Source organism: Achromobacter sp. Root83 (assembly GCF_001428845.1).
Classification (GTDB): domain Bacteria; phylum Pseudomonadota; class Gammaproteobacteria; order Burkholderiales; family Burkholderiaceae_B; genus Achromobacter.
In genome coordinates this window covers 1-19,388 of the sequence record NZ_LMIU01000022.1, presented here as the reverse complement: position 1 = coordinate 19,388, position 19,388 = coordinate 1, and the positions used below count along the sequence as shown (strand labels likewise).

The 19,388-nt window shown below is 66.4% G+C and carries 15 protein-coding genes; 4 read left to right on the top strand and 11 right to left on the bottom strand.

Going from position 1 to position 19,388, the window contains the following annotated elements; all coding sequences use genetic code 11:
* Window positions 1-13: 13 nt before the first annotated feature.
* The 7 genes from ASE30_RS15945 to ASE30_RS15915 all read right to left on the bottom strand — a co-directional run bounded on the left by ASE30_RS15945 (window position 14) and on the right by ASE30_RS15915 (window position 9,936).
* Complete coding sequence (locus ASE30_RS15945) at window positions 14-1,711, bottom strand: ABC transporter ATP-binding protein (RefSeq protein WP_057285897.1); 1,698 nt, start codon at window positions 1,709-1,711, stop codon at window positions 14-16.
* 5 nt (window positions 1,712-1,716) lie between these two features.
* Window positions 1,717-2,622 carry an ABC transporter permease gene (locus ASE30_RS15940; protein WP_057285266.1) on the bottom strand — a complete coding sequence of 302 codons (906 nt, stop codon included), beginning with the start codon at window positions 2,620-2,622 and terminating at the stop codon, window positions 1,717-1,719.
* Window positions 2,623-2,626: 4 nt separating this feature from the next.
* Window positions 2,627-3,568, bottom strand: a complete 942-nt coding sequence (locus ASE30_RS15935; protein ID WP_057285265.1) for an ABC transporter permease — start codon at window positions 3,566-3,568, stop codon at window positions 2,627-2,629.
* Window positions 3,569-3,630: 62 nt separating this feature from the next.
* The gene (locus ASE30_RS15930; RefSeq protein ID WP_057285264.1) at window positions 3,631-5,196 is read right to left on the bottom strand and encodes an ABC transporter substrate-binding protein; all 1,566 of its coding nucleotides are present in this window, start codon (window positions 5,194-5,196) and stop codon (window positions 3,631-3,633) included.
* A gap of 80 nt (window positions 5,197-5,276) precedes the next feature.
* Window positions 5,277-6,785, bottom strand: a complete 1,509-nt coding sequence (locus tag ASE30_RS15925) for a M81 family metallopeptidase (RefSeq protein WP_057285263.1) — start codon at window positions 6,783-6,785, stop codon at window positions 5,277-5,279.
* A gap of 214 nt (window positions 6,786-6,999) precedes the next feature.
* Entirely contained in the window at window positions 7,000-8,493 is a 1,494-nt protein-coding gene (locus ASE30_RS15920) for a CoA-acylating methylmalonate-semialdehyde dehydrogenase (protein WP_057285262.1), read from the bottom strand.
* A 117-nt stretch (window positions 8,494-8,610) separates the two neighbouring features.
* Window positions 8,611-9,936, bottom strand: a complete 1,326-nt coding sequence (locus tag ASE30_RS15915; RefSeq protein ID WP_057285261.1) for an aspartate aminotransferase family protein — start codon at window positions 9,934-9,936, stop codon at window positions 8,611-8,613.
* Window positions 9,937-10,096: 160 nt separating this feature from the next.
* Between ASE30_RS15915 and ASE30_RS15910 the strand changes: the two genes are divergently transcribed.
* Window positions 10,097-11,515, top strand: coding sequence for a PLP-dependent aminotransferase family protein (locus ASE30_RS15910; protein WP_057285260.1), 1,419 nt, complete (start codon window positions 10,097-10,099; stop codon window positions 11,513-11,515).
* A 41-nt stretch (window positions 11,516-11,556) separates the two neighbouring features.
* Here ASE30_RS15910 and ASE30_RS15905 read toward each other — a convergent pair whose 3' ends face one another.
* The 4 genes from ASE30_RS15905 to ASE30_RS15890 all read right to left on the bottom strand — a co-directional run bounded on the left by ASE30_RS15905 (window position 11,557) and on the right by ASE30_RS15890 (window position 16,068).
* Window positions 11,557-12,042: a dihydrofolate reductase gene (locus tag ASE30_RS15905; protein ID WP_057285259.1), complete on the bottom strand. Its 486-nt coding sequence runs from the start codon at window positions 12,040-12,042 to the stop codon at window positions 11,557-11,559.
* 81 nt (window positions 12,043-12,123) lie between these two features.
* A complete protein-coding gene (locus ASE30_RS15900) occupies window positions 12,124-14,187 on the bottom strand; it encodes a bifunctional diguanylate cyclase/phosphodiesterase (RefSeq protein ID WP_057285258.1) in 2,064 nt (687 codons plus the stop codon).
* 347 nt (window positions 14,188-14,534) lie between these two features.
* Window positions 14,535-15,506: a thymidylate synthase gene (locus ASE30_RS15895; RefSeq protein WP_057285257.1), complete on the bottom strand. Its 972-nt coding sequence runs from the start codon at window positions 15,504-15,506 to the stop codon at window positions 14,535-14,537.
* 118 nt (window positions 15,507-15,624) lie between these two features.
* Entirely contained in the window at window positions 15,625-16,068 is a 444-nt protein-coding gene (locus ASE30_RS15890; RefSeq protein WP_013396217.1) for an OsmC family protein, read from the bottom strand.
* Between the two features lie 122 nt (window positions 16,069-16,190).
* On the opposite strand from ASE30_RS15890, the gene coq7 reads away from it, so the two are divergent.
* The 3 genes from coq7 to ASE30_RS15875 all read left to right on the top strand — a co-directional run.
* Window positions 16,191-16,868, top strand: coding sequence for a 2-polyprenyl-3-methyl-6-methoxy-1,4-benzoquinone monooxygenase (gene coq7, locus ASE30_RS15885; RefSeq protein WP_057285256.1), 678 nt, complete (start codon window positions 16,191-16,193; stop codon window positions 16,866-16,868).
* A 775-nt stretch (window positions 16,869-17,643) separates the two neighbouring features.
* Window positions 17,644-18,750 (top strand): glycosyltransferase, encoded by a 1,107-nt coding sequence (locus ASE30_RS15880; RefSeq protein WP_057285255.1) that lies wholly within the window; start codon window positions 17,644-17,646, stop codon window positions 18,748-18,750.
* 94 nt (window positions 18,751-18,844) lie between these two features.
* Window positions 18,845-19,388: nucleotide sugar dehydrogenase (locus tag ASE30_RS15875; protein ID WP_369819330.1), on the top strand; the 544-nt coding region annotated here is incomplete at its 3' end.

The window sequence follows — 19,388 nt, the reverse complement described above, 5'->3', positions numbered from 1 at the left end:
TGGCCGGGGGGCGTCAGGTCGCGGGGGCCGCGGCGGGCATCAGGCCTGCCGCGATGGGCCGGAAGTTGCGGAAATCCCAGTCGCGCCCCGGCGCCGCGTCGATCAGGGCGCGCGTGTATTCATGGCGGGGTTCGGTCAGCACGGTTTCGGCCGAACCGGTCTCGACGACCTTGCCCCGCTGCATCACCATGATCGTGTCGCAGATCTGGGCGGCCACGCGCAGGTCGTGCGTGATGAACAGCACGCCCACGCCCGTGCGTTCGCGCACCTGTTCCAGCAGCTCCAGCACCTGGGCCTGCACCGAGACGTCCAGCGCGGACACGGCCTCGTCGGCCACCAGGATTTCCGGGTCCATGACCAGCGCGCGCGCGATGCAGATGCGCTGGCGCTGGCCGCCGGAGAACTGGTGCGGGTAGCGGCGCATGGCGTCCGGGCTCAGGCCCACGACGGTCAGGGTTTCGCCGGCGCGCTTGAGCGCCTGGTCTCGGGGCATGCCGAAGTTCAGCAGGCCTTCGATGATGGACTCGCCGACGGTGCGCCGCGGGTTGAGCGAACGGTACGGATCCTGGAACACGATCTGGATGCGGCGGCGCACGGGGCGCAGCGCGGAGCCGGACAGGGTGCTGAGGTCTTCGCCGCCCATCATCATGTGGCCGGCCGTGGGTTCGATCAGGCGGACGATGCAGCGCGCCACGGTGGACTTGCCGGAGCCGGACTCGCCCACGATGCCCAGGATCTCTCCTTTGCGCAGCGTCAGGTTGACGTCGGTGGCGGCGATGACGTTGTGCGCCGCCTTGCGGGAGAACAGCGAACTCTTGCCGCCGTAGGTGCGGCCCAGGCCCTTGACGTGCAGGACAGGCGCGCCGGCGGGCGCGTCGCGGCGCGTGGGTATCAGGCTGGGCACGGACGAGACCAGGCGGCGCGTGTAGGACTGCTTGGGTTCGGCCAGGATCTCGTTGCGGGTGCCGCTTTCGATCAGGTCGCCGCGGTTCATGACGACGATGCGGTCGGCGATCTCCGCCACCACGCCGAAGTCATGGGTGATGAACAGCACGGCGGTCTTGTGCTGCACCTGCAATTCCTTGATCAGCGCCAGGATCTGCTTTTGCGTGGTGACGTCCAGCGCCGTGGTGGGCTCGTCGGCGATCAGCAGCTTGGGCTCGAGGATCAACGCCATCGCGATGACGATGCGCTGGCGCTGGCCGCCAGACAACTGGTGCGGATAGGCCTCGAAGATGCGTTCGACGTCCGGCAGGTGCACCGACCGGAACATGTCCAGCACCTTGGCGCGGCGTTCCGCCGCCGACATGTTCCTGCGATGCAGGCGCAGCACTTCGTCGACCTGCTTGCCCACCGTATGCACGGGATTCAGGGCGGTCATGGGTTCCTGGAACACCATGGACATGCGGGTGGCGCGCATTTCGCGCAGGCGGCGCTGCGTGGCGGTGGCGACGTCTTCGCCCTCCACGCGGATCGAGCCGGCGCTGATGCCAAGAATGCCCTGCGGCAGCAGGCCCATGACGGCCAGCGACGTGACTGACTTGCCCGAACCGGACTCGCCGACCACGCACACGGTTTCACCGGCATGCACGTCCAGGCTCAGATTGCGGACGACGCGGTTGCCCGCGCCGGCGACTTCCACCGACAGGTTGCGGATGGCCAGGATGGCGGACGAGGTATCGCCCGCGGGGGGAGTGGGAGAGTAGGTCATCGGCATCAGATCCTGCGCACCATTTTCGGGTCCAGCGCGTCGCGCAAGGCGTCGCCCAGGATGTTCACGCTGAGCACGGTCAGCGACAGGAACAGTCCGGGAAACAGAATCAGCCCGGGCAGCATGCGGAAGTACATGCGGCCTTCGGACATGATGTTGCCCCAGGACGCGATCTCGGGCGGGATGCCCGCGCCCAGGAAGCTCAGGATGGCTTCGGTCAGCATGGCCGATGCGAACACGTAGGTGCCCTGCACGGTCAGCGGCGCGATGGTGCTGGGAACCATGTGGCGCCACAGCAGCAGCGGCAGCGGCGTGCCCAGCGCCAGCGCGGCCTCGACGTAGGGTTCACCGCGCACGGTCAGGATCTGGCCGCGCACCAGGCGCACCACCCGGGGAATTTCCGGGATGGTGATGGCCACGAGCACTGTCGTGATGCTGGCGCCGGTGACGGACACCAGGGCGATCGCCAGCAGGATGCCGGGGATGGCCATGATGGCGTCCATGGTGCGCATGATCGGGCCGTCCAGCGAACGGAACCAGCCGGCGATCACGCCGATGACCAGGCCGATGGCCACGCTGACGACCGCGGCGCCCAGACCCGCGATGAGCGAGATGCGGGCGCCGTAGGCCACGCGGGACCAGACGTCGCGGCCGAAGGCGTCGGTGCCCAGCAGGTAGTCGGTGAACGGCTGCTTCAGGCGCGAGCCCGGATTGAGGAGGGTGGGATCCACCGTGCCGACCACGGGCGCGAACAGGGCGATGACGACGATTGCCGCCAGCACCACCAGCGCGAGCATGACGGGCCAGCTCTTGAGCCCCTGGCGGATCTGCCGCCAGGCGGTGACTTGGGGATTGCCGCCTCCGGGGAGGTCGGCGGCCGCCTGTGCGGCGGAGTCGGTTGGCGTTTGCATGGCGTCAGTACCTGATCCGCGGGTCGAACACCGTGTAGGCGCAATCGACAACCAGATTGATGAACACGTAGACGAACGCGAAGAACAGCGTCAGGCCCTGGATGACGGGATAGTCGCGCGCCAGCACGGCTTCGACCACCAGCCGGCCCAGGCCGGGGATGTTGAACACCGATTCGGTCACGACCACGCCGCTGATCAGCAGCGCGATGCCCAGCCCCACGACGGTCGCGATGGGCACGGCGGCGTTGCGCAGGGCGTGGCCCAGCAGCACGCCGGTTTCGCCCAGGCCCTTGGAGCGCGCGGTCCGGATGAAGTCTTCGCCCATGACCTCGATGACGCTGGTGCGCGTGATGCGCGCGATCAGCGCCACGTAGACCGTGGACAAGGCGAGCGAGGGCAGGATGAGCCGGTGCAGGAACGGCCAGAAGCCCTTTTCAAGCGGCGTGTAGCCCTGCACGTTGAACCAGCCCAGCTTGATGGCGAACAGCCAGATCAGCAGGTAGCCCGTGACGAACACCGGCACCGAGAACCCCAGCACCGAAAAGCCCATCACCGCGCGGTCCAGCAGCTTGCCTTGCCGCCAGGCCGCCAGGATGCCCAGCGGGATGGCGACGATCAACGTGAAGACGAGGGTCAGGACCGCCAGGCTCATGGAGGGCTCGAGACGCTGCGCGATCAGTTTGGTGACCGGCACGCCCGACATGAGCGACGTGCCCAGATCGCCTTGCAGCAGCCTGCCGCCCCATATGAAGAACTGCTTGATGACCGGCTGGTCCAGGCCCATCGTCTGACGTATCTGGACGATACGTTCGGGCGTGGCGCCGTCGCCCGCCATGATGATGGCCGGATCCCCCGGGCTGAAACGCAATATCGCGAAGACCACCACCGCGACCATCACCAGAACGGGGATGGTCGCGAGGAGCCGGCGTGAGACAAATGCCAGCATGTAATTCCCCCAGTACTAGTAGGGCCTGTTCACGTTTTCAGTGTGAGCAGGCCCTTTGCCCGTCAAGGGGCTTTTTTGACGTTCCAGAACGCGAAGACCGGCGCGTGCACCAGGCCCGAGAGCTTGGTCGAGTAGACGGTGGGCACGGACATCTGGCCCAGCGGCACATACAGGCCTTCGTCGATGCCGATACGCTGCACTTCTTCGGAGATCTTCTTCTGCTCGGCGGGATCGGCGGTGAGCGCCATCTTCGTGCGCAGTTCTTCGATCTGCGGGAAGTCGGGCCAGCCGAACCAGGCGTTGTCGCCATTGGCCGCGGCCGGAGCCGAACGGACCGGATCCATCACGTCGGTGGCGTACCAGTTGGTATTGTGGACGTTCCAGCCGCCTTCGGCGGGCGCCGACTTCGATGCGCGGCGCGTGGCCACGCTCTGCCAGTCCATCGCCGCCAGGTTGACGTTGAAGCCCGCCTTGCGCAGCGCCTGGGCCATCACGACCGGCTGGGCCGACAGGGTGCCCACGTCGGTGGCGTGCATGACGAGGATCGGCGTGTTGTCGTAGCCGGCTTCCTTCAGCAGCGCCTTGGCTTTCTCGATGTTGGAAGGCACGACCATGTCCTTGCCGATATCGCTTTCCAGCGGCGTGCCGCAACCCCACAGCGAAGCGCAGGTCTTCCAGTACTTCGGATTGCCGACCAGCGCCTTCATGACGTCTTCCTGGCCGATCGCGTACATCGCGGCCTGGCGGATCTTCTTGTTGTTGAAGGGCGGGTACTTGAAGTTGAAGCGGTACATCGTGAAGTAGCCGACCGGGCTGAGCGACTCTTCCTTCAGGTCCTTGTTGCCTTCGATCATCGGCAGCAGGTCATAGGGGAATTGCTCGACGAAGTCGATCTCGCCGCCAAGCAGCGCATTGGCCGTGGTCAGGGCGTCGGGCATGACATCCCATTCGACCTTGTCCACGTGGACGACCTTGCCGCCGGCCAGGCCGCTGACGGGCTCCTTGCGCGGCACATAGTCGGTGTTCTTGGCGTAGACGGTCTTCACGCCCGGCTTGAACTCGACCATCTTGAACGGACCCGATCCGGTCATGTCGGTAATGGGCTGGCCGATGGCCTGCTCCGCGATGCGCTTGGGCATCATGAAGGGCGCGGTGCCGGTGGGCTTGGACAAGGCGCGCAGCGCGAGGTCCGTGGGTTCCTTCATGACGATGCGAAAGCTCTTGTCGTCGATGACTTCGATCTTGTCCGTGAACTTGAGCAGCGTGCGGCCCATGCCGTCGCCGGCGGCCCAGCGCTTGATCGACGCGACGCAGTCTTCGGATGTCACCGGCTTGCCGTCATGCCACTTCTGGCCGTCGCGCAACGTCATGGTGTAGGTCTTGCCGTCGGGCGAGACTTCCCACTTCTCAAGCATCTGCGGCTGCACCTTGTTGTCGGCGTCGGTTGCCAGCAAGGTGTCGTAGATCATGTAGCCGTGCCACGTCGTGATGTACGCGGTGGTGGCGTGCGGATCGGTCAGGCGCAGAGGCGAGTGCATGACCGTCTTGATGACGGTTTCGGCGTAGGCGCCGTGAGCCATCGCGAGGGTTGCGCCGGCCAACGCGGCCGCTCGGACAAACTTGAGCATGTAGTTCCCCTTGAAGCGTTGTGAGCGGCACTGGCGGCCGCTACGTCGTTAACGCGCCGCGCAAGGTCGGCGCGCGAGGGTCAGGCGGTAGCGGGCCGGCCGTCGAACACCGGTCCGCAAGGCGCCATTCTGATGCCGGGACGCAACCGTGTCCATGGTTGTTTTGCCGCATCCATAAGCATGGAGCCAGGGGCGGCGCAAACCAGGATCGTCTGTGCGATGGGCGCGAAATCCGCGCGAAAGTGCGCGGAACTCTTCACCACCAGGATCGCGGCGCGGGTGGGCTCCACGCCCGCGAAGCGGAACATCTCCTGGTCCGCCATCTGCACCTTGTTGGAGGCGACGATGATGCGCACGCCGCCGATGCGCAGGCAGGCGCTGGGGCCCAGATCCATGTGAAAGCCGCGATAGAACGCGCCGTGCGTATCGAAACGGCCCTCTGAAGTTTTCTCGACAATGAACTCGGTGTCCAGCGGCTCATCGTGGGGAATACCCGAGTGTCCACCCAATGCAATCCGCACCTTGTTTCCCGTGCCGGCGCGATGCGCGGCCAGCGCGGCGGCGGGATCGACAATCAGTCCGATGGCGGTGTCGCGCGCGTCGTGGCGGATCAGCGCGCGCAATACGCCGGTGGTGTCCGAGCTGCCGCCCGCGCCGGGATTGTCCTGCGCATCTGCGATGACCACAGGCTTGGCCGCGTCGCGCGCCAGCCGCATGGCTTCCTGCACGGCTTCGTCTGGCGTGTAGAGCCTGCCGCCGAAGTCGCGTTCCGCGTTCAGGACCGCGCGCGCCATTTCGTCCGCCGCCGCGTCGGCGTCGGCCTGCGTCACGCCATAGGCCCACACGGTGGGCGCGCATTCGGGAAAGTCCGCGGCCGGAAAGCCGGTGGCGAATGAGAGGCTGGCGGCGCCGCGTGCTTCGAGGTCGCTCACCAACTGGTAAAGGCTGCGGGACGGCTCGATGTCGGTGGATTGCCAGCACAGCGAAATCAGGAAGGGCAGGGTGCGCAGCGCCGCGTAGTGGCGCGGCATGCCGGCCAGCCGCAACGCCAGCAGGCTGGCGGCCCGCTGGCCGGTCTCGGCCATGTCGATGTGGGGGTAGGTCCGGTAGCAGACCAGCGCGTCGGCATGGCGCACCATGGCGCGCGTCACGTTGGCGTGCAGGTCCAGGCTGGCGACGACCGGCACGCCGGGGCCGACCAGCTCGCGCACACGCTTGAGCAGTTCGCCTTCGCCATCGTCCAGGTGTTCGGTCACCATGGCGCCGTGCAGGTCCAGGTACACGCCGTCCAGGGGCATGGCCTCTGACAGGCCCTGCAGGATCATTGCGCTGATGCGCTCGAACGCATCGCGGGTGACATGGCCGGAAGGGCTTGCCGCGGCCCACGTGGTGGGCAGCAGCGTGTGCTGCCCCATGGCCTCGATGAAGCCCGCGACCGGTATGTTGGCGCCGGCCACCGCCTCGAACATCGCGGGCCCGCTGACCAGCTTGGGCCAGCCCCCGCCCTTGTCCGCAAAATCCTCCCACGTCGCGCGCGACGGCGCGAACGTGTTGGTCTCATGCTGAAAGCCGCCGATCCCGATACGCATCAGGTTTCCCCTTGTAGTACTGATGTCCGGAAAGCGCGGCGAAACGCCGCGTTTGTTTCAGTGCGTCAAGGCGTTGACGCCCCCTCCGCCCCGCAAACAGCTAAAGCGCCACAACTTGGCAATACGCTCCAAGAGCGCGGTCTCGCGGATCCGGCTCCGCCGGTTCGCAGAGACGCCCCCCTGGGGGGAAGCGCGCAGCGCTTCGGGGGGGGCCTCACTTCGCCACAGGCATCGTGAACTCGGCGCCCTTGGCGATGCTGTCCGGCCAGCGCTGCATCACGCTCTTGTAGCGCGAGTAGAAGCGGATGCCTTCTTCGCCGTAGGCGTGGTGGTCGCCAAACAGCGAACGCTTCCAGCCGCCGAAGGAATGCCAGGCCATGGGCACCGGGATCGGCACGTTGATGCCGACCATGCCCACCTTGATCTGGCGCGCGAACGCACGCGCCACGCCGCCGTCGGACGTGAAGCAGGCAACGCCGTTGCCGAATTCATGGGCGTTGATCAGTTCGACGGCGCTGGCGAAGTCGGGCACGCGCACCACGCACAGCACCGGTCCGAAGATCTCTTCGCGGTAGATGTTCATGGAGGGCTTCACGTTGTCGAACAGCGTGCCGCCCAGGAAGAAGCCCTTTTCGTTGCCCGGCACCTGCAGGCCGCGGCCGTCCACCACCAGATCGGCGCCGCTGGCGATGCCGTCTTCGATGTAGCCCAGCACCTTCTTGCGGTGCTGCGCGGTCACCAGCGGGCCCATTTCGGCGTCGGACTGCATGCCGTCCTTGACGACCAGCGCCTTCACGCGCGGCGTGAGCCGCTCGACGATCTTGTCCGCCACATCGCCGACCGCGACGGCGACCGAGATCGCCATGCAGCGTTCGCCCGCGGAACCGTAGGCGGCGCCCATCAGCGCGTCGGTGACCTGGTCCAGGTCCGCGTCGGGCATGACCACCAGGTGGTTCTTGGCGCCGCCCAGCGCCTGCACGCGCTTGCCGCGCTTGGTGCCTTCGGCGTAGATGTATTCCGCGATCGGGGTGGATCCGACGAAGGACAGCGCCTCGACGTCGGGGTGCGAGATCAGCGCGTCGACGGCGAGCTTGTCGCCGTGCAGCACGTTGAACACGCCGGGGGGCAGGCCGGCTTCGGTCAGCAGTTCTGCCAGGCGTAGCGAGGCGGACGGATCGCGTTCGGACGGCTTGAGGATGAAGGTATTGCCGCAGGCGATGGCCACCGGGAACATCCAGCACGGCACCATCATCGGGAAGTTGAACGGCGTGATGCCGGCCACCACGCCCAGGGCCTGGCGCATGCTCCAGTTGTCGATGCCGCCGCCGATCTGGTCGGAATACTGGCCCTTGAGCAATTGCGGGATGCCGCAGGCGAATTCGACGATCTCGATTCCGCGCATCACTTCGCCCTTGGCGTCCGAGAACACCTTGCCGTGTTCGCGGGTGATCAGCTCGGCCAGCTCGTCCTGATGCTGGTCCAGCAGCGCCTTGAAATTGAACAGGACGCGGGCGCGCTTGAGCGCCGGGGTCTCGGACCAGGCCGGGAAGGCCTGCTTGGCGGCGGCCACGGCCAGCGCCACGTCTTCATTGGAGGCCAGCGGGATCGACGAGCAGATCTCGCCGGTGGCGGGATTGAAGCCGTCCGCATAGCGGCTGCTGCCGCCGTCATAGGGTTGGCCGTTGATGAAATGAGGGATCTTCTTCATGGATGCAAGACTCGCTGCGGAGATTCGTCAAAAATGCCTGCGGGCGGCTGCAGGCCGCCCGCGGGGCTGGTGTGTCAAGAGACGCGCACGCGGCGCGGCGCGGGATTCGGCATGGGGCTATGCAATTTCTTTCAGGACCTTGCCGATCTGTTCGAAGATCTGGCCGATCTGGGCCTCTTCGATGATCAGCGGGGGCGAGACGGCGATGATGTCGCCGGTGTAGCGCACCATCAGGCCGCTGTCGAAGCACTTCTGGAAGGCTTCGGCGGCGCGCGCGCCCGGCGCGCCGGCTCGTGGCGCCAATTCTATGCCGGACACCAGGCCCAGGTTGCGCACGTCGATGACATGCGGCGCGCCCTTCAGGCCGTGGGCGGCTTCCTGGAAGGCGGCGGACAGCTTGCGCGCGCGGCCGAAGAGGTCTTCGCGGCGATAGATGTCCAGCGTGGCCAGGATGGCGGCCGCCGCCAGGGGGTGCGCGGAATAGGTATAGCCGTGGAAGAACTCGATACCGCCGGCCGGGCCGTTGACGATGGCGTCGTGGACCTCGCGCTTGACCGCGACCGCGCCGGCCGGGACGGCGGCATTGCTGACGCCCTTGGCCATGGCGATGATGTCCGGCGTCACGCCCAAGAACTCGGAAGCCGTGGCTGCGCCCAGGCGGCCGTAGGCGGTGATGACTTCGTCGAAAATCAGCAGGATGCCGTGCTTGGAGGTGATCTCGCGCAGCTTTTCCAGATAGCCCTTGGGCGGTATCAGCACGCCGGTCGAGCCGGCCATCGGTTCGACGATCACGGCGGCGATGGTGGAGGCGTCGTGCAGGGCGACGATGCGCTCCAGCTCTTCGGCCAGGTGCTCGCCCCAGGCGGGCTGGCCCTTGGAATAGGCGTTGTGCTCCAGGTTGTGCGTGTGGGGCAGGTGGTCCACGGCGGGCAGCAGCGCGCCGGAGAAGGTCTTGCGGTTGGTCGAGATGCCGCCCACCGAGATGCCGCCAAAGCCGACGCCGTGGTAGCCGCGTTCGCGGCCGATCAGGCGGGTGCGTTGACCTTCGCCGCGGGCGCGATGATAGGCCAGGGCGATCTTCAGTGACGTATCGACCGACTCGGAACCCGAATTCGTGAAGAACACGCGGTCCAGGCCCTGCGGCATCAGGCCGGCCACCGCGGTGGCGGCCTCGAAGGCCAGCGGGTGGCCCAGCTGGAAGCCCGGGGCATAGTCCATGACGCCGGCCTGGCGGGAGATCGCCTCGACGATCTCCTGGCGGCCGTGCCCGGCGTTGACGCACCACAGGCCGGCGGTGCCATCCAGGATCTGGCGGCCATCGGTGGAGGTGTAGTACATGCCTTTGGCCGTTGCCAGCATGCGCGGGTGAGCCTTGAACTGCTTGTTGGCAGTGAAGGGCATCCAGAGATGGGACAGATCGGGCAACTGGGCGGGGGCGTTCATGGTGACTCCAGGGGATGGAAAGCCGCCGGGCCTGCGCGACGGGGGCGCGGCCGGCGGGATTCAAACGATTCTGGTACGTCCTGCGGGGAATGAAAATATACAATCTGCGCATTTGCCGCTAACTGTATAGTTGTGAGCAGCACAACTGTATAGTTATCTCGTGATCGATTTCCAGCCCACCCGCGCCCGCGGCCCCGCGCCGACGCTTGTCGAGCAACTGGTGGCCGCCATCCTGCGCGCCATTGAAGAACAGACCCTGCGTCCGGGTATGTCCTTACCTTCGGTGCGCGAATGCGCGCGCCAGCACGGCGTCAGCACGTTCACCGTGGCCAGCGCCTACAGCCGGCTGGTGTCCCAGGGCTGGCTGGCGGCGCGGCCCGGCGCCGGCTACCGCGTGGCCTCGCCCGATGCGCCCGCGCGGCGGGTCGAAGCGCCGTCCTGGGAGCCGCCCCGGCTGAACGCGGGCTGGCTCCTGTCGGATATCTTCGCGGACCATTCCATTCCCATCAAATCGGGATGCGGCTGGCTGCCCGGCGAATGGCTGAACGAGGAAGGGCTGCACATGGCGCTGCGCCACATGGGGCGCGTGCCGGCGATGCGCATCGCCAACTACGGGCATCCCTACGGCTATGCGCCGCTGCGCGAGACCATCGCGGCCAGCCTGAGCGCGCAAGGCATGGAGGTCGAGGTATCGCAGGTGCTGCTGACGCAGGGCGTGACGCACGGGCTGGACATGGTGATCCGTACCCTGCTGCGGCCCGGCGACAGCGTGGTGGTGGAGCAGCCGGCCTATGCCAATCTGCTGCAGATGCTGCGGCTGGCCGGCCTGCGCGTCCTGTCGGTGCCCCGGACCTTGGATGGGCTGGACTGCGACGCCCTGGATCGCGTGGCGGCCCAGCACCGGCCCCGCGCCCTGTTCATCAATACCGCGCTGCAGAATCCCTCGGGCGCGAGCATCGGCATGGCCAATGCGTTCCGCATCCTGCAGGCGGCCGAGCGGCATGGTTTGTGGGTCGTGGAAGACGATATCTCGCGTGAGCTGGCGCCGGGCGTGACGCCGATGCTGGCCGCCCTGGACGGCGCGCGCCGGGTCGTCTACCTGGGCGGCTACTCGAAAGTCATCAGTCCGTCGGTGCGGGTGGGCTACGTGGTGGCGCACCGCGATCTTGCGCGCGACATCGCCCGCACGAAGATGGCGGTCGGCCTTACCTCGCCCGAGATCATGGAACGCATCGTGCATCAGGTCATACGCGAAGGGCGGTACCGCTCCCACATCGCGCGCACCCGCGAACGGCTGGCCGAGGCCCACACGGGCGTGGCCGAGCAGATGCGGCAACACGGTTTCGAGATCTACGGACGGCCGCAGGGCGGACTGTTCCTCTGGGCCAAGGTGGCCGGGCAGTGGCGCGAACGCGGGGCCAATGGCCTGGCGGAACTGGCGCTCAAGGACGGGATCTGGCTGGCCCCCGGCTCCTACTTCGAGGCGGACGAGGCCGACACGCCCTGGGTGCGCTTCAATGTGGCGTACTCGGCCGCGCCCGCGCTGTGGCGCTTCATGCGCAACGCCGGCGCGGCGTAGCCTCCAGGGCCGGTGCGACGCGCCTCGCGTGCGGCCGGGACCTAGGCGCGCTCGTACGTGACGAAGTCGTAGCCGTAGCCGTTTTCAGCGGCTTGGGGCGCGCGCGCGGTTTCCTTCCACTGGAACGAGGGCAGCAGCGGAAAGAACGCGTCTCCCTCGACCTCGGCGTGGACTTCGGTGGCCAGCACGCGCCTGGCCAGGGGCAGGGCTTGCGCGTAGATCTGCGCGCCGCCGATCACGAAGGCTTCATCGATGTCGCCGCAGGCGGCCACGGCGGCCTCCAGCGTGGGCGCCAGGATCGCGCCCGGAGCGTTGAAGGCGGCATTGCGGCTGATGACGATGTTGCTGCGGCCGGGCAGCGGACGGCCCAGCGAATCCCAGGTCTTGCGCCCCATGATGATGGGATGGCCCAGCGTGCTGCGCTTGAAATGCGCAAGATCGCCCGGCAGTTTCCAGGGCAGGGCATTGTCGCGCCCGATGGCGCGGTTGGTGGAATAGGCGACGATCAGGGTAAGGCTGGCAGGCATACGGCGTTGCAACGGTAGGGTTCGGCGGGTTGGACGCCATAGCGTAGCAAATTGGCGTCCGGGCCCGGGCGGGCCGGCCGCTCAGATCGACGCGTGCTCCAGGAATTCGGTGGCCGGCATCGGCTTGCCCAGCAGGAAGCCCTGCAGCGAGTCGCAGCCCAGGCCCGTCAGGAATTTCTGCTGCGCCGCGGTCTCCACGCCCTCGGCCACGATGCGCAGGTTCAACTGCTGCGCCAGCGCGACGATGGCCGAGACGATGGCGGCGTCCTCGTTGTCGTTGTCCAGCTGATTCACGAATCCGCGGTCGATCTTCAGCTCGGTGGCGGGCAGCCGCTTCAGGTAGAGCAGGCTGGAATAGCCCGTGCCGAAGTCGTCGATCGAGATCGTGACGCCCAGGCCGGACAGGCGCTTGAGCACAGCCAGGCTGGCCTCCGCGTCGCGCATGGCGGTGGATTCGGTCACTTCCAGCGTCAGGCACGCGGGCGGGACGTCATGGCGCACCAGCGCCGAACGCACCGTTTCAACCAGGCTGGAATGCCCGAACTGCAGCGCCGAGATATTCACGGCGATGGTCCAGTGCCCTTGGCCGGCATTGATCCACTCCCGCATCTGGCGGCAGGCCTCGTTGATGACCCATTCCCCGATCGACAGGATCAAACCCGTTTTTTCCGCCGTGGGGATGAACTGGTCCGGGCCCACCAGGCCGCGCGTGGGATGGTTCCAGCGCAGCAGCGCTTCGGCGCCCCGGATGGGGCCGGCGGGCGCTTCGTACTTGGGCTGGTAGTGCAGGACGAACTGGCCCCGCTCCTGCGCCAGGCGCAGGTCGTGCAGCAGCTCGATCTGTTCGTGCGCGTCCGCGTTCATGGACGGCTCGAAGAAGCTGTAGCCGGTGCCGCCCAGCCGCTTGGCGTGGTACATGGCCGCGTCGGCGTTGGTCAGCAGGGCGTGGGTGTCTTCGCCGTCGTTCGGGTAGACCGCGATCCCCACGCTCGAGGTGACCAGGACTTCGTGTCCGTACACCGTGACAGGGCGGGCGATGGCGTCGATCAGCCGGTCGGCCACGTTGGCCGCGTCGGTGGGTTCAAGCACTTCGCTCAGCACGATGAATTCGTCGCCGCCCAGGCGGGCGACCGTGTCCTGCGTGCGCAGGGCCTGGCGGATGCGCTGGGCCAGGTCGATCAGCAGGGCGTCGCCCGTGTGGTGTCCGTAGGCATCGTTGACCGCCTTGAAACCGTCCAGGTCGAAAAACAGCACCGCGAAGTAACCCCTGCGGCGGCTGGCGCTTTCGATGGCCTGCTCCAGCCGGTCTTCCAGCAGGATGCGGTTGGGCAATTTGGTCAGGGTGTCGTGCAGTGCAAGCTGCACCAGCTCTTCATTGGCTTCCGCCAGCGAAGACGCCAGCGCGGACGTGCGCGCTTCGAGACGGTTGTCCAGCACCGCGACGACCAGTGCAATGGCCAGCACGCTCAGCGTCACGGCGGTCACGGCGATTGCCAGCCAGCCGGCGGATATGCCGGCGTCGGCCGCCATGCAGATGCTGCCGGCCGGAAAGCTGGCTGCCTCCATGCCCGTATAGTGCATGCCGACGATGGCCACGCCCATGATGACGGCGGCCAGCGGCCGCGATAGCGCCACGCGGGGCCCGTCATGGCGCAGCCGGTAGGTGATCCACAGCGCCGCGCCCGAGGCGGCGATGGCGATGGCGATGGACAGCGCGAACCACGCGGGGTCGTAGTCGATGCCGGGCGCCATGCGCATGGCCGCCATGCCGATGTAGTGCATCGCGGCGATGCCCGAGCCCATCAGGAGCGCGCCGGCGGCCAGCCGGCGCCAGGGCAGTTCGTCCTTGCAGACTATCCACAGGGCGAAGGCCGAGCAGCCGATGGCGATGGCCAGGGACAGCACGGTCAGCGGCAGGTCGTAGCCCATGGGAATGGGCAGGCTGAAGGCGAGCATGCCCACGAAATGCATGGACCAGATCCCGATGCCCATGGCGAATGCGCCGCCCGCCAGCCAATATCGCGCCGCGGGCAGTCCGTGCGAGGCCCGCACCCGGTTGGCCATCCCCAACGCCGTGTATGACGCCAGGATGGCGACCCCTAGGGATACGAGGACGAGCGAAGGGTTATAAGTTCCAACGAGCATTTGTGGGGTCCTGTCCTGAGCGCATACAGCCGCCGCGCGGGCCTTGATTCAATTGGTAGTCAACAGTGCATGCCGGTCGCAAGGGGGATCCTGCTCTCGACGCTGGCGATTCTCACACTCTCTTGTAGGACGGGGGATGCGGCAGGGCAACGGCAGCGGTCGGCGCTGCGCGGGCGGGGGCCCGGGCTCGCGGCGAGCCACGGGCACGGCGCGCCAGGGGCCGGTCGGAAGCCACGGCGGCGCGCGGGATGCTGGACGCGCGTCCGAGGCTAAGGGATGGGTTATACCGAAATCGGGCTTCCAGAAGCTCACCAATCTTCACCTGGTGCCGCTGCGAGCCAGCGGTACTACACGGCCATGGCCGCCGTCAGCGGAGCGTGATGGCGATAGCCGGACAGCGTAAAGTCGCCAGGTTCGACCTTTTCCAGCCACTCGGGTTCGTAGCGGCCCGTAACGGCGAAATCCGGAATGCGGTCAGACAGGACGAGCCGGGGCGACTCGTAGGGCTCGCGCGTCAACTGTTCACGCAGCATCGGCAGGTGGTTCTCGTAGATATGCGCGTCGCCGATGAAGTACGTGAACCAGCGCGGGGTGTAGCCCGTCAGCCGTCCGACCAGATGCAACAGCGCCGCGCCTTCCGTCAGGTTGAACGGCGTGCCCAGCCCGACATCATTGGAACGGATGTACAGGCAGAGCGAGATTTCGCGGGTCGTCGCGTTGGGCAGGAACTGATAGAGCAGATGGCAGGGAGGCAACGCCATTTCCTCGATCTGGGCCCAGTTCCAGCCGTGGAACAGGATGCGGCGGTCGCCGGGCCGCTCGTGGATGGTGTCCAGGCATTGCCGCAACTGATCGACCGCCTTGTACAGCAATACCTTGGGCACGCCGCCTTCGTCCAGTTCGGCCACTTTGGCGTAGCCGCGCGACAGGGCGTCTTCGATCTGGGCCGGGCGGGCGGCGTCCAGCATCTTGTAGGCCGGCCATTGGCGCCACTGCACGCCGTAGACGGGGCCCAGATCGTCGGGACCTTCGCGATAGGGGTTCGCCAGCCATTGGCTGTTCTCGTTGGCGTTCTGGTCCCAGACCTTGCACCCGAGCTCGCGGAACTCCGCGGCGCTGCGCGACGCGCGCATGAAACCCACCATTTCACCGATGGCGGACTTGAACGCCAGTTTCTTGGTCGTGACGGCCGGGAAGCCTTTTTGCAGGTCGAATCGCAGCGAGGCGCCCGGCATGCTCAAGGTGCGTATGCCCGTCCGGTTTTCCTGCCACGCGCCGGTGTCAAGGATGGATTGAACGAGGTCCAGGTATTGTTTCATGGCGGTCCTTGTGTTCGCCCACCCCGCGGGTGACGCAAACGGGCCGCCACGAGCGGATCGCGACGGCGCCTGTAAAGATAGGGAAGCAAGCCGAATTACACCACGCGGCGGGCGCGGCTCAGGCGGCGGCCGGCGCTTCCTGCGTGTCGACGATCTCGACCGAAAAAGTCAGTGCCGCGGTTTTCTCCAGCATGGCCGAGGCCGAGCAGTACTTCTCGTGGGAAAGCTGCACGGCGCGTTCGACCGCCGCGCGGGGCAGATTGCGGCCGGTGACGGTGAACGCGAAATGGATGCGCGTGAAGACCTTGGGGTCGGCATCCGCGCGGTCGGCCTGCAGCTTGACGCTGCAACCGCTGACCGCGTGGCGGCCGCGCTTGAGGATCAGCACCACGTCATAGGCGGTGCAGCCGCCCGTTCCGGCCAGCAGCATTTCCATCGGGCGCGGAGCCAGGTTGTGTCCGCCGCCGTCCACGGCGCCGTCCATCACGGCCACGTGGCCGCTGCCTGTGCTGGCGGTGAAGAGCATGCCGTTGGGGCCGCCCCAGTCGATCGTGCATTCCATTTTGTGCTGTCCTTGAGCTTGAGCGCAGTCAATGGCCGATGATACCTGTTGCGTACAATTCCGGGCACGGGTGCCCCGCCCCGCATCAGGGGTGTACGCGCCAGTCCTGTCGAGGAGTTTCCATGCCCACTACCCTGTCCCGATCCGGCCCCGCTTCCTTCCTGCGGCGCGCCAGCCCCCTGGACGCCTTGCTGGCCGAAGCCGACCGCGCGCTGCGGGTCCTGTCCGGAAGCGCCAGCGCCGGCAGGCCGTATCCGGCCACGGTGGAAGAGGCGCCCCAGGCCTTGTCGGTGCAAGAGAAACGCCACGCCGCCGGGCTGATGCGGGTCAACCACGTAGGCGAGGTCTGCGCCCAGGCGCTGTACCGGGGCCAGGCCTCGGTCTGCCGCGAGCCCACGCCCCGCGCGTTGCTGCTGAACGCCGCGGCCGAGGAAGTGGACCATCTGGTCTGGTGCAACCGGCGCCTGGAAGAACTGGGCAGCCGCCCCAGTCTGCTCAATCCCCTCTGGTACGCCGGTTCGTTCGCGCTGGGCGTGATGGCGAGTGTCGCGGGCGTGCCTCGCAACCTGGGCTTCATGGCGGAAACCGAAAAGCAGGTCGAGGCGCATCTGGAAGAACATCTGCGCACCTTGCCGGTGCAGGATGAGCGGTCGCGCCAGATCGTGCAAAAGATGAAGGAAGACGAAGCCCAGCACCGGGCCAGCGCCGAGCAAGCGGGCGGCGTGCCCTTGCCCGGCCCCGTGAAAACGGCCATGCGGGGCATGTCCAAGGTCATGACGTCCACGGCCTACTGGATTTGAAGACAAGGGCCAAAAATGTTGCAATGCGCAAAAATGGCCGCATCATGGTGCTTGATGCACCGTAATGGTGCGTTGCGCGGGGTGGGATTACCCGCGCCGTTCAAGGGTAAATCCGCAAGGGGTTTACCCCTTCGGCAAAAACCCGCTTCTTGTTAAGGTCATTGACTGGTGCGGCTTTCCAGAGGGGAGTCCCTAAATTTGCAGCAAAAACGCAACGCGGAATCGGTCACTGAAAAGAGATCAAAAAAATTCTTGCATCGCACAAAAAACCTCGGTACTATTCAGTCATCGGATGTTGAAACGCAAACGGCGCGGTGAAAACCCCGGATGCGCAGCGAGCAGAAGTCCCGCTCCCAACATGCCACGGTTGTCTCCTCCACCCTCCTCCTTTGGTGGATTTAGCCCGAGATCTCACGATCTCGGGCTTTTTTTTGACCGGAATTGATGCGTCCCCAGTTTATGGCCGGCGCCGAGCGCCGCCGCATTTCGGCGGCTCGTTCCCCCAGGGCGGTCTTCGCGTTTTCCCTGGGATATTTCACGTGCGCCAGGGCGGAAAGCTCTACAATCCCCAGATGAAACCTGTACTTCCGCGCGTCCGCGGTGTTGTTGCATCGGCGCCTTCCAATCGCAGTCTTGCCGGCGGACGAATCGCGCCGCGGCGGGTGTTACGTTCTGTGCCGCGGAATTGCACTTCCTTATTCATCCCATATATGGGCGTTACACCTGCCTCCGATAATGGCGGGCCTGTCTCGATAGACCAACCAGAGGTGATCCTGTGACCTGGCTGTACATATGCGTGGTCGCGTTCATGGTGGGGGGACTCATCGTGGCGTCCGAGCGCTGGCATGGCGCTTTTACCGGCGACAGCGACCTCAACAAACCCCAGGCCAACCACTCCCGCGCGACGCCTCGCGTCGGCGGATTGGCCGTGCTTGCGGGTACGCTCGCGGGCCTGCTGGTGCTTGGCCCCAGCAACATGACCCTGACCTGGCTTTGGCCCGCGCTGTTCGTCGCGGCGCTGCCGGTGTTCGTGGCTGGCTTGCTTGAAGACATCACCAAGGACATCGGCGCCAGCAAGCGTTTGCTGGCCGCGTTCCTGTCCGCCGCGATCGCGTGGTGGCTGCTCGGCGGCGTAAGCCGCGTCGGCATGGCGCCGGTGGATTACGTGCTGTCATTCTGGCCCGTGTCGCTGCTGTTCACCATGTTCGCGGTGGGGGGCTGTACGCATGCGCTGAACATCGTCGACGGCATGAATGGCCTGGCCGGCATGGTCGCCACGCTGATGGCCATATCGATCAGCCTGGTGGCGATGCAGGTCGGCGACGTGCCGATCTTCCTGGTGGCCGCGGCGCTGGCATCGGCCACGCTGGGTTTCCTGGTCTGGAACTTCCCGTTCGGCCGAGTGTTCCTGGGCGACGGCGGCGCGTACTTCCTGGGCTTCATGCTGGCCGAGCTGGCGGTGCTGCTCGTGGTGCGCAATCCGTCGGTGTCGCCCTTCTACGCGCTGGCGGTGCTGTTCTACCCCGTATTCGAAACCGGTTTTTCGATCTGGCGCCGCCGCTTCAAGCGCGGCGTGCCGGTGGACCAGCCGGATGCGCTGCACCTGCACCAGCTTGTATTCCGCCGCCTGGTCCGCGTGACGTTCAGCCGGGGCCGGCGCCACGCCGTTCCCGCGCTGTGCAACGCGCTGGCTTCCCCGTACATGTGGGTGCTTGCGCTGATCGGGCTGGTGCCGGCCACGATCTGGTGGGACAACCCCTGGGCCCTGAGCGCCAGCCTGGTTGTGTTCGCCAGCGTCTACATCTGGTTGTACGCGCGATTGGTGTCCTGGCGCCGCCCGGGCTGGCTGCTGCTGCCTTCAGTCTTGCGAACCACCGACTAGTTTGAGTGCCCCGGCGATCGCCGCCGGGGGCTCGGTTATCTATCACCCGACCATATTTAAAATGCCGTAATCGTTCTACGGTGAAGGGAGAGTTATGTTGCGAATTCAAGAAGTGAAACTCGCTGTCGTTGGCCTCGGCTACGTCGGTCTGCCCCTAGCGGTGGAATTCGGCAAGAAGCGTCCGGTCATCGGGTTCGACATCAATACGCGCCGCATCGACGGGCTGAAGGCCGGGCACGATCACACGCTGGAAGTCAGCGAGGCCGAACTCGCCGAAGCCACGCAGCTCACTTACACCGCCGACCGCGCCGAACTGGCCCAGGCCAACGTGTACATCGTGACCGTGCCCACCCCGATCGACGAATACAAGCAGCCCGACCTGACTCCGCTGGTCAAGGCCAGCGAAACCATCGGCGCCGTGCTCAAGCGCGGCGACATCGTCATCTACGAATCCACCGTCTATCCGGGCGCCACCGAAGAAGACTGCGTGCCGGTGCTGGAGCGCGTGTCGGGCCTGAAGTTCAACGTGGACTTCTATGCCGGCTACAGCCCCGAGCGCATCAACCCGGGCGACAAGGAACACCGCGTCAGCACCATCAAGAAGGTGACGTCCGGCTCGACGCCCGAAGTCGCCGAAC

Coding starts and splice junctions, on each gene's coding strand:
- ASE30_RS15935 (WP_057285265.1), bottom strand. CDS start 3,568: ATGCTGGCATTTGTCTCACGCCGGCTCCTCGCGACCATCCCCGTTCTG.
- ASE30_RS15925 (WP_057285263.1), bottom strand. CDS start 6,785: ATGCGTATCGGGATCGGCGGCTTTCAGCATGAGACCAACACGTTCGCG.
- ASE30_RS15930 (WP_057285264.1), bottom strand. CDS start 5,196: ATGCTCAAGTTTGTCCGAGCGGCCGCGTTGGCCGGCGCAACCCTCGCG.
- ASE30_RS15915 (WP_057285261.1), bottom strand. CDS start 9,936: ATGAACGCCCCCGCCCAGTTGCCCGATCTGTCCCATCTCTGGATGCCC.
- coq7 (WP_057285256.1), top strand. CDS start 16,191: ATGCCCACTACCCTGTCCCGATCCGGCCCCGCTTCCTTCCTGCGGCGC.
- ASE30_RS15940 (WP_057285266.1), bottom strand. CDS start 2,622: ATGCAAACGCCAACCGACTCCGCCGCACAGGCGGCCGCCGACCTCCCC.
- ASE30_RS15920 (WP_057285262.1), bottom strand. CDS start 8,493: ATGAAGAAGATCCCTCATTTCATCAACGGCCAACCCTATGACGGCGGC.
- ASE30_RS15945 (WP_057285897.1), bottom strand. CDS start 1,711: ATGACCTACTCTCCCACTCCCCCCGCGGGCGATACCTCGTCCGCCATC.
- ASE30_RS15895 (WP_057285257.1), bottom strand. CDS start 15,506: ATGAAACAATACCTGGACCTCGTTCAATCCATCCTTGACACCGGCGCG.
- ASE30_RS15900 (WP_057285258.1), bottom strand. CDS start 14,187: ATGCTCGTTGGAACTTATAACCCTTCGCTCGTCCTCGTATCCCTAGGG.
- ASE30_RS15905 (WP_057285259.1), bottom strand. CDS start 12,042: ATGCCTGCCAGCCTTACCCTGATCGTCGCCTATTCCACCAACCGCGCC.
- ASE30_RS15890 (WP_013396217.1), bottom strand. CDS start 16,068: ATGGAATGCACGATCGACTGGGGCGGCCCCAACGGCATGCTCTTCACC.